This window comes from Loigolactobacillus jiayinensis, from assembly GCF_003946445.1.
GTDB lineage: Bacteria > Bacillota > Bacilli > Lactobacillales > Lactobacillaceae > Loigolactobacillus > Loigolactobacillus jiayinensis.
Window position 1 is genome coordinate 34535 of the sequence record NZ_RHOF01000002.1, and the last position, 15522, is coordinate 50056.

The following is a 15522-nucleotide window of genomic DNA, read 5'->3' on the forward strand; positions in this document are numbered from 1 at the left end:
TAACGCTTTGTACGATACTTTCTTAACTACGCTAGACTTTCAACTGGTGTTTCGCTAATTAAATTTACATGTAGCGGCGATTGCTTTAATTCTGGCCAATATTCTTTATTAGCTTCAATTAAATCATCTAAGACTTCCTTAGCCACTTGCGCACTTGGTAATGTTTTAGATAACGTTAGCGCTTGCCATAATTGCTGATAATCATGATCGATCCATGCACTAACAACCAGCTTCTCTACCATTGCCTGTTCTAAGATCATGCCACGTTGAAATAGTGGAATCTTACCTTGCGTTATTGGTTCAGGACCATCATTACCAACAATACATGGAACTTCGACCATAATATCATCATCAATGTTAGCAATTGCCCCATTATTTTCAACAATCAATAACATCCGTTCGTGGGTGTTATATGCAATCGCACATGCTAAATCAACAATAAACGAGGCGTGACTATCAATTGGAAATTCACCAACTTTAGAGGTCCCTGCTTCAATAATTTTACGCGCAGCCGCAAAAACGCGCTTTTCACGACCATCTTCTACCTCATTAGCACGCGTGTAATTGGGATCAGAATGTTCAACGACATAATCAGGATATAAATAATATTTTAGATACGTATTTGGTAAATAGTTAGGATCAACTGCTAATAAATCCTGTGCTTTCTTATGCGTTGCTTGCCAACTAGCATCCATATGTTGCGTATCAACTTCAACTTGAGTCAAGTAGCCATTTTTAGCCACATAATCACGAATCTCAGGCAGATACTCATGGCCTGCCTTATCCTTAACGCTGGTCCACCAGCCAAAATGGTTCATCCCAAAATAACGAACTTCTAAATCTTTAGGATCTAAACCAATAATTTGTGACATCCGCCGTTGCGTCCCAACTGGCATATCACAGATATTTAAGATTTTTGAATTTGGACGCAAACGCCGGCAAGCTTCAGCTACAATTGAAGCAGGATTAGAATAATTTAGCATCCAGCAATTAGGAGAATACTTCTCCATAAAATCAATCAACTCAATGATATCGCCGATACTCCGCATCCCATACGCAATACCTCCTGGGCCACATGTCTCTTGACCAACTACGTGATGTGCCAATGGAATTTTTTCATCCTGTTCGCGCATTTCATAACCACCAGAACGGATATGTGCAAAACAGAAATCAACATCAGTGAACGCTTCAACTGGATCTGTCGTATATTCAAATTTAATTTCTGGTGCTTTTTCCTGTAATTCAATTGCAATAGCCTTACCGATTATTGCCTGACGTTCGCCATCGTTATCGTAAAGTTTAAGCGCCCGCAACGGAAACCGTTCTTGATTTTCTAACAACATCATAACGATTCCAGCAGTATAAGTACTGCCACCACCTGCAATTATAATCGAATGTTTTTTCTCTAAATTTGTCATCATCTAAATCCTCCCTTATTCTAACTCAGAATTATCAAATCCTAATGCTTCATCAACTGCATTACGCACCGCAGTTACTTTAAGTCCATAAACAACATGGACATTCTTGCCATTAATAATGACGGCATTAGCACCTGTCTCATTCTTTAATGTTGTTTCATCAACCACTGAAGGATCCTTTAAAACAGTACGTAATCTGGTATAACAATTAGTTACACTTTCAAAGTTATCAGCCCCACCCATCGCTTCAATAATTGTAGCAACAGGAACTGCATCTCCAGCCTTACCGCGCTTCTGATCCTCCTTAACAACTTCTTTCTCTTTGAGATCTTTTTTAGAATATAGACGAGTTTCTTCCGAGCTATCTTCACGACCAACTGTTTTTAAATTAAAACGAAGAATTAAGAACCTGAACAGGACAAAATAGATAAAGAAAAATGCTATGCCGACAACGATATACATTGGCCAATGTGTCTTGGCAATACCCAATGGCACATTATAAAGTAGAAAATCTAGGAATCCATTTGGTCCAATAGCACGAACGTTCAAAACATTTAAAGCAACCATACTTAGTCCGCTTAATCCTGCATGTAAAACGAACAATACAGGTGCTAAGAACATAAAGGAGAATTCAATTGGTTCAGTGACTCCCGCCACAAATGAAGTAACCACTGCAGGAATCAAAATTGCTTTAACTTTAGCTTTATTTTCTGGTTTTGCAGTTTGATACATAGCTAAGCAGGCACCAATCAAGCCAAACATCTTAGAGATTCCACGAGCATCCCAGATAACTGAACGAGATAGTAAATGAATATTAGGATCCGCCATTTCTGCGTAGTAGATGTTACGGGCTCCTTCATAAACATGACCACCAATAGTTTCTACACCACCAAGAGAAGTGTATAAGAACGGTGTATAAACTAAATGATGTAGCCCTGTAGGAATAAGTAACCGTTCCAACGCACCATAGAGGAACAGACCAAAGTTACCAGATTGATTGATAAAATGGCCTAGACTGGTGATTCCAGATTGGATAAATGGCCATACAGAAGTTAGAATAATTGCCAATAACACAGTAACAGGAATAAGAACAATAAATACAAAACGACTACCACCATAAATTTGAAAAGCACTATGAAATTCAGTATCAACAAATCTATTGTGTACTACCCCTACAGTGATACCAAGAATAATACCTAGGAAAACGCCCATATCAAGAATTTGAATGCCTAAAACACTTGCCTGGCCAGTTCCTTGTAAATCCTCTGCTTTGACCAGCATTCCTCTAAGTTCCAAAAACTTATTCATGGCATTAATGAAAACCAGAAATGCTAACAAAGCTGTAAAACCAGCTTCAGCCTTTTTCTTTTTAGCCAAACCAACCGCTAAACCAACACAGAAAATCACTCCCAGGTTAGTTAAAATCGAAACTAGCGATCCAGAAAGTATCGTTCCAAAACCGGTTGTAATCGGATTGTCCATAAAAGGGACAACTTCTAATAAACGTTGATTAGTAAATATATTTCCTACAGCAATTAAAATACCGGCAATCGGTAAAATAAGTACCGGTACGAACATTGCTTTTGAAAAACGTTGAAGGCCATCCATTACTTTTTCCTTCATCACATGTTCACCTCTTTTTTCTTGTTGAACTAAATCTATCAGAAAATCATCTTCTTGTTAACGGTTTCATCATATTTGAAAACAGATTACTCTAATTAGTAACCTGTTTTAGATATTAGTAGATTCATTTTGCATTTTTTCATAACAAGCAATAACGTATTCAAATGCTTCCAAAACTTGGGGGAAGAAATTATTAGCATGTTGATTATACTCATCTAATTTATATCTATCTTCAATTTTTATTGCACAATCTGCAGTCTTAGCAACGGTATTGATAATCTCACTAGTAAAGCTGATAATGTTAACCGGTTCATCTTTAAGCATATTAATTTTATCGATTACCGCTTGGGTTTCACCTGATTTAGATACTGTTATAAAAACGCCCATCATATCTAAATTATTCTCTAAAACGCCAACTGAGTCTGAGGGTGTTGCCAATAGACAGCGCTTACCTAACACGAGCATCTTTTTGTAAATATAATTCGCGATTACCGACGAAAATCCTGCTGCGTAAATAAAAATTATCTTCTCTTCGCAATCGTTTAGAATCTTGGCTGCTTCCTCAAATGTAGCTTTAGAATTGTATTGGAATAGTGTTTGTATCTGATCATCATTCATAAAATTGGCTTGATTCATTGCATTAACTGGGTTCTCTATCATTGTCGATAGTTTGTATTGTAATTCTACAAATCCCCGAAAGCCCATTTTATGGGCCAGACGCATAACTGTTGACGTTGATGTGAAATTCTTTTTTGCTACACCGCGCACGCCAAGTTCTAAAACAGAATCGATATTCTTAATAATATAGTTCAATACTTCAGTTTCTGTTACCGTTAATTTTTTTCCAGCAGTCAATTTATTAATTTGCATTTAAATTCCTCCAAGGTGTTTTTCAGCCAAATAAAAAAACTAAATTGTAGCATTATTGATATCATACTAATAGTCTGACATCAGTTCTACAATCTAGCTTAAATATTTAAATCAACTTATTTATGCAACGAAAATTGGCCAACTTGATCACCGTGTGTAATCTCTTTTTCTGTGATCGTTGGTATATCCTGTAATTTATCAGAATCAGTAATCACTATCACAATTGTGGTTGGCTTCCCCATCTGCTTGACCGTATCAAGATCCATTTGCATTAAAGGTTGACCAGCCTCTACTTGATCCCCTTCCTCCACTAATTCAGAAAAGGCTTTCCCTTCTAATTCAACTGTATCAAGCCCCATATGAACTAAAACTTCTAAACCATTTTTGGTCGTGATACCGAGTGCATGCTTAGTTGGAAAAATAGATTTAACAGTGCCTGCTACAGGTGAATAAATTTGATTTTCTGTAGGAACAACAGCGAAACCTTCTCCCATTATCTTTTGCGAGAATACTTCATCATCAACTTTTTCTATAGGGATGAGCTGACCAGTAACTGGGGCAACAAATACCTCTGTTGGCGTTTTTTTACCAAATAATTTAAACATACTAAACCATCCTCTCCTAAGTAAGAAAAATAAAGTTAACCATACCACATATCAAGTATATAAGAGCTATCACGAGTAAAGCGAATTTAAACATCAGTTTTTGCTGTTGATATTTGATGGGCTCTTCTGTCAATACAACCAATTCTAGACCACCAATAATAAACAAAATGGGATTTAAGGATAAAGCTTGCTGAATAAGTTGCATGATTAGAATAATTTTCAATCCGTAACGATTATTCAACAATCGTTGTCTGTAATATAACAAAGTAGCCCCACTTATAAAGTTCATTGAAACTAGAATTATCATGATCGGAAATTCTAAATTTGACTGTAGCAGTGTATTAAAATCTGTTTTATTATACGTTGCAGTCATCATCAGAAATGCAATATATACTACAGCAGAGGCCATAAGCAATACCGAATTTAAAAAATACACAGATTTAATTTTTACTCCCCAGGCCGTTAACAATCGTCGAATCCAATAAAGTATTTTGTTATACATTCTGAACTCCTTTATATAAAATATATCTACTATTTGCGTGATAGTTCTTGTTGTAACGCCGCAATCTTCGCATACTCCGCGGTTAGTTTTTCAGTCACTTCAGCCCACAGCGGCATGATTTTCTGATAAACCGCGACATTAGCAGCAAGCGGCTGCACTTGCCGTGTCGTGGTCACTAACGTCTTTACTTCGTCTAAGCTATCGATATAACCTAGACTTTTCATCCCCACAATTACCGCGCCTAACGCCGAACTTTCAATACTAGCGGGAATGTTGATCGGCTGCCCAAAGACGTCAGCTAAGATTTGACACCATAGCTGGCTGTGGGCAAAGCCACCACTAGCTTGGATCGTTAAGGGCATGTCAGTCAATGCCTGTAGCAATTGCAATACCGCATTCAAATTATAAACGATGCCTTCTAGTGTTGCGCGTACAATGTGCGCGCGCGTATGACTTTGCGTTAAGCCAAAATAGCTGCCACGCGCAGCGGCGTTCCATAATGGCGCCCGTTCACCACCAAAGTATGGCTGACAAAGTAGGCCATTAGAACCGGCAGGAATCGCTGCTGCCAGCTGGGTCAATTTTTCATACAAATCGGTACCATCACGTTGTGCTTGTGCCTGTTCGGCAGGAAATAGCTGATCACGTACCCATTGAAATACAACACCACCATTATTCACAGGGCCGCCGATCACCCAATGCGTGCGATCTAAATAATAAGTGAATAACCGGCCGGCTGGGTCAACTTGAGGCGTTGGTGCAACCATACGCACGGCACCAGAAGTACCAATCGTAACGGCCACTGCGCCAGGTTGAATCGCATTTAACCCTAAATTACTCAGTGTCCCATCACTTGCGCCGATAATAACTGGCGTATCCATAGCTAGGCCAATTTTAGTAGCAATTGCTGGGTTCATTCCCTTTAGCTGATAGTCAGTATCGACCAACTGTGGAAGTTGAGCACGCTTGATACCAGCTAGCGCCAAGGCTGGCTCGTCCCAATCCAAGGTGTTGAGGTTAAATAAGCCGGTGGCGTTGGCAATTGAATAATCCTCCACGTAGCGACCAAATAAACGCCACAACACGTACTCCTTGATGCCAATAATCTGTTTAGCTTGCGCCAATAATTGCGGCTGATTTTGTTTAAACCACATCAATTTAGTCAGCGGGGACATCGGATGAATTGGTACACCAGTTCGGGTAAATAACGCATTCGCTTGTGTTGCTGTCTTTAGCTGTTCAGCTTCCTTTTCGGCACGATTATCAGCACAGGTCAACACCCGCGTCAACGGCTGATCAGCTTGATCCATTAAGATCACGCTATGCATTGCGCTGGAAAATGCGATTCCTTTGATATCTGCTGGCAACAGTTGCTGCTTTTGAATGACTTCAATCAATCCCGTGACAACAGCGGTAAAAATTTCATTTGGATCCTCTTCCGCAAAATCTGGCTGATCATGATATAACGGATATAACTGCCGGCTAACCGCCTGCATTTGCCCTTTTAAATCGAATAACACAACTTTCGTACTAGTGGTGCCAATGTCCACACCAATCATAAAGTCCATAACTAGCCCCCGCTTACGTGCACAAAAATTAAAAACCGCCAGCAATTACTGTTGGCGGTTTCATTATATGAAAATAGTTTTCCGATAGCAATTAAAAAATCAAGTTATTTATTTTCAAGCGCGCTTAACATCGCGCTTGAAAGTTTATTCAGCAACGTTTCAATTGCTCTTTAACAATATTTTTAAAGCCAGCTGTTAGGTCCTTATTTTCGGTTGGCTGAAATCACCTTAGGTCGGCTACGTCACTAATTGAAGCAGATTTAGTTTGCCCACACCATTATAGCGCGCCTATTAATCGTACCCCAGGCCATTATTTTTGCTGCATTAGTCCATGTGCCCACCTGGTCGCTAATTCAAAATCCGCCGTATATCCCGCTGTAGCGCTGGCACCACTTGTTCCGCAAACCATTCATTGCGGTGCATCCACCCATAATTCAATGGCGAGGGATGGACCAATGGAAAATAGTTTGGCAAATAATCGGCATAATGGCGCACCGTTTCCGTTAACGTTTTTTGCCGCGTTTTCTGTAGATAATACTTCTGTGCATATTGGCCAATCAATAATGTTAATTGGACTTTCGGCATTAACTCTAGTAACGGTTCATGCCACTTTTCAGCAAAGCCTTTACGTGGTGGTAAATCACCGTGCGGACCCTTACCAGGGTAATAAAAATCTAATGGCACAACACCAATTTTACCAGAATGATAGAACTCGTCCTTGGTTACTCCCATCCACTCGCGTAGCCGATCGCCACTGGGGTCATTCCAAAAAATCATTGATTCCTGGGCTTTACGACTAGGTGCTTGACTAATGATCAAAATCTCGGCTGTGGGAATAACATTATACAACGGCTGAATTCCCTGCGCCGTAAATTCCTGATTTTGTGGATCGGCTTGAATTGCCTTAAAAATCTGTGTCGCACTTTGCATGAAACAACCCTTCCCTACTCACTTATAGTATGAAGCTAACCTAATTTTAGGATATCAGCGTTTTCAATACAAGGACAAAGAAATAGACAACCTCGTTATGAAGTTGTCTACTTATTATCAATTATATTGTTGACTACGCAAGCGGCGATATCGGCTTAACTGCACGATAAGTCCAACTAAAAAGAAGACAACGACTACCGTAAAAGCAATCATTTTTGCCAGCGGCGTTTGTTGCACACCAGCGCCATCAACACGACGTAATGACACTAGGAACAGGCTACTTAAAAATAACACTAACCCAAAGCCGTTCATGATCCACCAATTTTTCAAGTGCATCATTTGCACCTCCGATCTTTTAAAAAGTTATTTTACTAAGTTAACCAACTTGTAATCAGTATAAAAACTGGCTGTCGTCACATTAGTTGTCTTGTATTATTCATTTACAGCCTAATCCTAAGCTGTTTTCATGAATATTTCAATATATATGATTGGTTATTTCCAAATTTTCTGAAAAAAACGGTTTACTAGCTCAAATAACTAAAAGTAGCATTAGAAATTATAAGTATTTGCTAGCCTCGCGCACCGCCAGTGGGCTAAGTTGCTGCGCATTTAAAAATTGCATCACCCAACTCGGATTGAACTTGCTATATTGCCGCAGCGCCCACCCAATCGCCTTTTGGATGAAAAACTCAGCGGTGTATTGATCATACAAGATTGCTTGCACTAACAAATCGATATCGACAGCATCCTTTTCTTTTAGCTGTAATGTGATAGCGATGCGCCGTTCCCACATATTGGAACTGCCGAAAAAAAGTTGAAAAACAGCTTGTTTTTCCTCAGGATGTAGCTGGATGTATTTGCCAAACACAGTACACCAATGATCAACGCTATCCCACCAACTTTTTTGAGTTACAAATTGCTTAAAAATGACAATATCGGCTAATTGCCATTTTCTGACGTTCCGTTCCGCTAGATCCAGTGCGACATACTGGTATTCACGTGGTTCCCGTACATAAAGTTCCGCGATCCAATTATGGAGCGTAGCAGAATCTAGTTGGCGACTGGCTTGCATCAGTGGCTTGCTCTGTTCTCTTCTGGCTACCGACTTAACACCGAGGAACATGAATTTATTTTTCATGTAGCGCGCCATTGCTGGAGCGTTACTAGGATCAGCAGTTAAAGTGAACTTTAATTTTGCCATGTAGATGCACGCCCCTAATTAATTTAGTCCTAAAAGTATATCATACAAACCAAACGGCCCACACTGCATTTTTTTATTGATAAAAATAATTAGTGCGCGTAGGTTCATTTTCCAAGTTATAAGTAAAAAGCTGATATTAATTTTTAAAATTAATATCAGCTTTGAATTTTAGTCGTTAGCTGTTAACCAGTGATCCAGCACATCAATAAATTCATCGTGCTGATCCAATAACGCTAGATGTCGACTGTTCGCAAATAAATGCCACTTAACACCTGGAATATGATCATAAACGGATTTGGCAACTAGCGGTGTACATAAATCATCAGTTCCGCTGGTCACTAATACAGGTACGTGCACGTTTTTTAGCTGATCGGTGACGTCAAAATCACTGATCGTACCGTTTTCAGTAAACTCATTTGGTCCTTCAGCAATTAAGCTAGCGCGCTTACCATTCGTTGGCCGGCGCAATGGTTCCGGTGAGTTTTCATCCGGATCATCCCAGCAATAACGCTCCATATAACGATCATTCGCCGCTAAATATTTAGGCCCACTAAAGTCACCAGTACGTTCAGCTTCGGCGATTGCTTCCCGATCTTCGTAGCTTAAATACGAAATCAAGCGATGTTGTTCTTGCGTCCACAATTTAATTGAAGCTGGCGAACCGTCGATCATGACACTTTTAATTCCCGGCGTCTCGTAATGAGTCAAATAATACATTTCCAGCATGCCGCCCCAAGATTGGCCAAGCATGTGGACTTGATCCAAATGCAGATATTTGCGTAAAGCGATTAACTCCGCCGTCCAAGTTTCTTCAACATAAAGTGCTGGATCCTCAGGTAGGGAGGATTTACCGCAGCCAACTTGGTCATACATAATTAATTGTCGGCCAGTATCAGCATAATCATCGAGCAATTCAAAATAATTATGTGAGGAACCAGGACCGCCATGGATCAAAAGTAGCGGCGCCTTATCTGGATTAGCCTCGCCAACGATACGATAGTACGTTTTGAAACCGCGAAACGGCATGTAACCTTCTTCAATTTTCATCAGCAATTCAAGTCCTTTTATAGTGTTGTTAAGTTCAATTGTACGCCTAATTGAAGCAATCGTTCATTTGAATTTTGCTAAGTCAGTCGCTGAATAAACATATGGTACGTGCGCTGTTTGCGGTACTTGATCCCAAGGCACTGGATAGCCGGCACCATGTGCACAGAAAACGGAACCTGGCGCATTAGCCACATCAGCGACTGGATCATATTGCGCCGCGGCGACCACTTTTGCTTCATCGTGGCACGGCCGATAGCCATCAATGATGCACTCCAACTGCCCTTGGCCATGGGTATAGGCGTAAACCGTCTGCGCGTAACCCTGCATTTCAGAAACTGGCGCGGTCCCAGTTAAGCGTGCGCCAGTAGCTGTGGTGACTGGTGCATCAAAATGACCACTCATCTGTTGAATATCCGTCATTGCACGCCCAATTTGTTCTTGACCAACTTCTAAACGAAATTGATACCACGGCTCCAATAACTGGCAACCAGCCTGCGCTTTAAGTGTCATCAATCCTTGCCGCAATGCCCGCCAAGTTGCTTCACGAAAGTCACCGCCGACCGTGTGGACATTGCTAGCTTTACCACCAACTAACGTGATCCGCATATCCGTAATTGGCGCGCCGACCAACACGCCAAGCTGTTCTTTGGCCTGTAAATTTGCCAACACTTGATGCTGCCAATTACGACCTAATACATCGATTGGACAGTCAGCAGCGAAGGTCAAGCCACTCCCGCGCGGCGCTGGTTGCAGTAACAAGTGCACCTCAGCATAATGTCGCAGCGGTTCAAAATGGCCGACACCTTCCACTGCTTGTGTGATCGTTTCTTTGTACAAAATACTGCCGACGCCAAAAGTAACATCCAAATTAAACCGCGTTGCTAGTAATTGCTGCAAAATTTCCAACTGAACAGTTCCCATAAGCTGAACGCGAATTTCCTGTAACTCCTTGGACCAAACAACGTGTAGCTGCGGATCCTCGTCTTCCAATTGTCGCAAAGCCGTTAAACAAGTGTGCAGCTCATTGCCGTCAGGATCAAGCGTATAATTAAGCACCGGCTGAATCAGCGGTGTCGCCGCAGCCACAGCCTTGCCTAGTCCTTGACCAGGATGTGTACCCGTTAATCCAGGAATCGCACAAACTTCACCAGCAGAAATTTCTGAACTAATCGTAAATTTAGTGCCATTATAAATGCGCAATTGATTAACTTTTTGGTCATCCAACAACACATCTTTCGTCCGCAAAATACCTCCAGTTACCCGTAGCCAAGTTAATCGTTCACCTTTTTCATCATAAGAAATTTTAAAAACTTGTGCCCCAAAATCAGACTGATAGGTAGTTGCCACTGTCCAGCGTTCTAAGCCATTTAGTAATGTAGCCACACCATCCAACTTCAGTGCCGCGCCAAAATAGCAGGGAAAAATTTTGCGCCGCTGAATCATTTGCCGTACTGTATCATCGGTTATAGTACCAGTTGCCAAAAAATCCGCTAGTACAGTATCATCATTTAAAGCAATTTCCTCATAGGCGTCAGCAATTTGCTCGGTATCAAAGGCCAGACAACCTTCCGCAAGCTGACTTTGCAATTGATCAAGTACCTGCTGCCGCTCAGTACCGGGTGCATCCATTTTATTCACGAAAATAAATGTCGGCACGTGATATCGCTCAAGTAAGCGCCACAACGTCCGCGTATAACCTTGCACACCATCCAGCGCTGAAACCACCAGCACCGCATAATCGAGCACGCTTAACACCTGTTCCGTTTGACTAGCAAAATCCACGTGTCCCGGTGTATCCAGCAGCGTTAAATCAAGCGCCTGATATTGCAAACTTGCTTGGTGTGAAAAAATCGTGATGCCGCGCTGCTTTTCTAAATCATCAGGATCAAGAAAAGCATCCCCATTATCAACTCGCCCGAGCTGCCGCAGTTCACCTGAACGATAAAGTAATGCTTCAGATAATGTCGTTTTTCCCGCATCAACATGGGCGATAATACCTGCTACAATGTGCTTTGTCATGTACCACTCCTCTTTTCTACTCTGTTTGTCATATTTACTAATTAAGAAAATTGATTTTTCAATGTCGTTTTGAAATGATCACTAGGATCCCTCATTGTATTTCTTTAGTTACCTAATTAATATACTTTTGTAGCAAGCTCTGTCAAAGATATTGCTGAAGATACTCATAAAGTAACTCCATGCCCAAGGATACACTCTAAAGTATTTTTTCTTCTAATTATTAGTTAACATGTCACGGAACTATTTTTATACAAAGCAAAACACTAAATCAAATTTATTTAGTGTTAGTATATTGGCATTGATGATACCTTACTGATTCTCCATTCGCTATTTCACTTATGATATGGACTACCTGCATTGATCATAAATCCACGATAAACCTGCTCAATCAGCACTAGCCGCATTAACTGATGTGGTAGCGTTAGTTTACCAAAGCTTAACTGATCGTCACTGCGCTTCATGACGGCTGGCGACAGACCAAGTGATCCGCCGATAACAAACGTGATTGCTGAATGACCATACGTTGCTAAATGATCCAGCTCTGCAGCAAATTCTTCGGAGGCGCGCTGTTTACCTTCAATTGCCAGCGCATAAACGTACTCACGCTCCTTGATTTTTGCTAGGATGCGCGTCCCTTCTTTTTCCTTTACTGTTGCCATTTCAGCGGCGCTTAACTTTTCTGGCGCCTTTTCGTCCGCAACTTCAACTAATTCCAGCTTACAAAAGGTATCCAGCCGCTTAGCGTACTCCGCAATACCTTGTTTCAAATATTTTTCCTTTAATTTACCGACACCGATAATTTTGATATTCAGCATATTATTCCTCCGTTATCTTTTAGCGCGCTGAATGATGAAGAACTGCTGCTAGAAAGTCACCAACATGCACAAGTTGTCCACAAGAGTTATCAACATGTTGACAACTTGTTAAACTAAATGTAGGGGCGAACTTTTTTTCGCGTACTAAATCATGTAACTCAAAAAAAGCTAAACTTTTTTGTTTAATAGTTATCCACAGTTTATTTATCGTTCGTCAAAGCGCGCTTAATTAGCTATAACCCCTATTATATCAGACTTAGCGTGAATTTAATTCGTTAAATTAATAAAGTTACGCACAGAACGTTTTTCAACATGTGGATAACTTTGCATGCTATTTTCGCCTTGTTTAAGCAGTTTAAAGTTATCCACAGCTGTGTAAAAGACTGTTCACAACTTTTATGAACATTGACAAATCTATTTCTTAACATTGCGCCACTATTTTGGTTTACTTTTAATTCCTATTGCTACGGTATTTTACGGGAACTTATCCGCTTACGTTTTCCTAGACCAGTTAACCAGTTACCGAACGTTCAGATTCTCCGCGCTTGAATTGATCCGTGCTACGCTGAATCTTCGCGCTTGATTTAGTGCAAAAAAATAAGGCCCACTGATTTCAGTAGGTCTTATTGACAGTAACTATTCAGTTACGTTTAATTGGGTCGTGTTTTCGCTTAAGGTAATTGTTCCTGACTTCTTGGTGCCACCACGGTAATAGCTAACCGCTACCTTATCGCCAACACTGTGATTATATAACTCAGTCCGTAGATCAGCACTGTTAGTGACTTTCTTACCACCAAGTGATGTAATCACATCGTACTTCTTTAACCCAGCATTAGCTGCTGGTGAACTACTTTTAACTGACATCAGCACCACACCACCGGTAACGCTAGCAGGTAGATCTAAAATTGATTTCTGCTGTGTTGCAGAAATATTGGATAGATCAGCCATCGAAACACCTAACGCTGGTCGAACGATTTTACCATTGCTGACCAACTGGTCGATGATTTTAACAACTTCATTACTTGGGATGGCAAAGCCCATACCTTCAACTGTTGCCGTGCTGGAACTGCCAGAGCTACTTAATTTCATTGAATTGATCCCAATAACCTGCCCTTGAATATTGAGCAAAGGACCACCAGAATTACCAGAGTTAATTGCTGCATCCGTCTGGATAACCGTTGCTTCACCGGTTTCTTGCCCAGTGGTTTCATCAGTAACTGCTACTGTCCGATTCTTCGCGGAAATAATTCCTTGAGTAACTGATGTAGCGTACTCAGAACCTAATGGTGACCCAATTGCAATTGCTGGTTCGCCAACTTTAATACTGTCGGAATTACCGAAACTGGCTACCTGTGTCACTTTATCCGCGCTAATACTCAAAACGGCCAAATCAGTAACTGAGTCAGTCCCAACTTTTTTAGCGGTTAACTTCGTACCGTCGCTAAGAATAACTTCTAGCTTGGCCGAGCCGGTAACCACGTGATTATTCGTTACGATGTAGGCTTTACCGTCTGCTTTTTTATAAATCACGCCGGAGCCTTCACTATATTCTTCAAGGCTACTGCTACTAGAACTACCTGATGAATCGGATGACGAATCAGAACTACCGCCAAAAAACTCACTTAAGCCACTATCGTCACTACTACTTTGATTTTGTAGGTTAATTACCGAAACAACAGCATTCTTTGTATGTTTAAACACATTGGAAACCTGTGAATTAGTGCTCACTTTTACATTGCTGACTTGAGTGGTACCTGCTTTAGTGGTATTAACAACGCTACCATTCGAACTACTACCATTGTCCAAAAGGTTAACGCCACCGTAGACTACGCCCCCACCCACAACGGCTGCCACTAGCGCGACAACTGCAGTCTTAACTAAACTATTTGATTGTTTCATAACAAACCTCCAGTTTTTTCAGAACTTGCTTATGTTATTAGAATAGCGCAAAATTTTGAAAAATTATTGAACAAGTTGCGATTAAATCATAATAAATTTAGCCTAAACGCAACTTACTTCCACAGTAATAGTGGCTTATTGCAAAGTGAAATCGGCACGTTTTTTCAAGCGCAAGCATCCATTTCACCCTAGAGGCTTAGTAATGGTAATGCCGCATCTGGCTCAGTATCGTATAAGTTGAAGTCATGACCGACACCAAAATCGTGCTCTTTCAACATTGAAGCCACCGTTAAATGGCAGAGTTCCTTCATGTTATTATGCAAACTGCGATGGCCCAGAAAAACGTTTTTCGTACGGTTGCCGATCACATCCATTAAGCCATCGGCACCTGCTTCGTTGCTTAAATGGCCTTTATCGCCAAGGATCCGCTGTTTTAGCGGCCATGGGTACATGCCCATCCGCAACATTTCGACATCATGATTACACTCGAATAAGTAAGCATCGGCATCGCTGATCTGCGCGCTTAACCGTTCAGAAACGTAGCCAGTATCAGTTAAAATGACAAAGGTTTTGCCATTATGCTGAAATTCATAAAACTGCGGTGCCGCAGCATCATGGGAAACGCCAAAACTCTGAATATCAAGGTCAGCAAAGCTTTTTAGCGCACCCATTTCAAAAATATGTTGTTGCGCTACCGGTACTTTACCGATTTTTGGTAACATAGCATCCCAAGTTGGCTGATTTGCGTAAACGTTGAGCTGCGGATAACGGCGCGCTAAAATACCAACACTTTTAATATGATCCGTGTGTTCATGGGTCACCAATAAATCATCAACCTCAGTCATATCGTGACCAATTGACTGTATCAAGCCTTCAATTTTTTTACCACTTAAGCCGGCATCAACTAACACCTTGCGCTTTGGCGTTTCAATGTATGTTACGTTGCCTGTACTACCGCTACTCAAAATACTGATCTTCATATGATCGTCATTTTGCACCATGCTTGTTCTCCATTCTCACTAAAA

13 protein-coding genes are annotated in these 15522 nt (G+C 40.9%); all 13 read right to left on the reverse strand.

Features of this window, described 5'->3' with window-relative positions; genetic code table 11:
- Positions 1-26 precede the first annotated feature (26 nt).
- Positions 27-1418, reverse strand: coding sequence for a 6-phospho-alpha-glucosidase (locus EKM80_RS00970; RefSeq protein WP_386699118.1), 1392 nt, complete (start codon positions 1416-1418; stop codon positions 27-29).
- 15 nt (positions 1419-1433) lie between these two features.
- The gene (locus tag EKM80_RS00975; protein WP_125551352.1) at positions 1434-3041 is read right to left on the reverse strand and encodes a PTS transporter subunit EIIC; all 1608 of its coding nucleotides are present in this window, start codon (positions 3039-3041) and stop codon (positions 1434-1436) included.
- Positions 3042-3149: 108 nt separating this feature from the next.
- A complete protein-coding gene (locus EKM80_RS00980; protein ID WP_125551232.1) occupies positions 3150-3911 on the reverse strand; it encodes a MurR/RpiR family transcriptional regulator in 762 nt (253 codons plus the stop codon).
- 116 nt (positions 3912-4027) lie between these two features.
- Positions 4028-4516: a PTS sugar transporter subunit IIA gene (locus EKM80_RS00985; protein WP_125551233.1), complete on the reverse strand. Its 489-nt coding sequence runs from the start codon at positions 4514-4516 to the stop codon at positions 4028-4030.
- 531 nt (positions 4517-5047) lie between these two features.
- Complete coding sequence (locus tag EKM80_RS00990) at positions 5048-6586, reverse strand: gluconokinase (protein ID WP_125551234.1); 1539 nt, start codon at positions 6584-6586, stop codon at positions 5048-5050.
- A 348-nt stretch (positions 6587-6934) separates the two neighbouring features.
- Positions 6935-7516, reverse strand: coding sequence for a uracil-DNA glycosylase family protein (locus EKM80_RS00995; protein WP_125551235.1), 582 nt, complete (start codon positions 7514-7516; stop codon positions 6935-6937).
- 117 nt (positions 7517-7633) lie between these two features.
- Complete coding sequence (locus tag EKM80_RS01000; protein WP_125551236.1) at positions 7634-7855, reverse strand: DUF3923 family protein; 222 nt, start codon at positions 7853-7855, stop codon at positions 7634-7636.
- A gap of 217 nt (positions 7856-8072) precedes the next feature.
- A complete protein-coding gene (locus tag EKM80_RS01005) occupies positions 8073-8717 on the reverse strand; it encodes a DNA alkylation repair protein (RefSeq protein ID WP_125551237.1) in 645 nt (214 codons plus the stop codon).
- Positions 8718-8885: 168 nt separating this feature from the next.
- Positions 8886-9764, reverse strand: coding sequence for a proline iminopeptidase (gene pepI / locus EKM80_RS01010; protein ID WP_125551238.1), 879 nt, complete (start codon positions 9762-9764; stop codon positions 8886-8888).
- Positions 9765-9827: 63 nt separating this feature from the next.
- Complete coding sequence (locus EKM80_RS01015; protein ID WP_125551239.1) at positions 9828-11783, reverse strand: elongation factor G; 1956 nt, start codon at positions 11781-11783, stop codon at positions 9828-9830.
- Positions 11784-12115: 332 nt separating this feature from the next.
- Positions 12116-12595, reverse strand: a complete 480-nt coding sequence (rlmH, locus tag EKM80_RS01020; protein ID WP_125551353.1) for a 23S rRNA (pseudouridine(1915)-N(3))-methyltransferase RlmH — start codon at positions 12593-12595, stop codon at positions 12116-12118.
- A 639-nt stretch (positions 12596-13234) separates the two neighbouring features.
- The gene (locus tag EKM80_RS01025; RefSeq protein WP_125551240.1) at positions 13235-14497 is read right to left on the reverse strand and encodes a S1C family serine protease; all 1263 of its coding nucleotides are present in this window, start codon (positions 14495-14497) and stop codon (positions 13235-13237) included.
- 188 nt (positions 14498-14685) lie between these two features.
- Positions 14686-15498: an MBL fold metallo-hydrolase gene (locus tag EKM80_RS01030; protein WP_125551241.1), complete on the reverse strand. Its 813-nt coding sequence runs from the start codon at positions 15496-15498 to the stop codon at positions 14686-14688.
- Between the last annotated feature and the right edge of the window lie 24 nt (positions 15499-15522).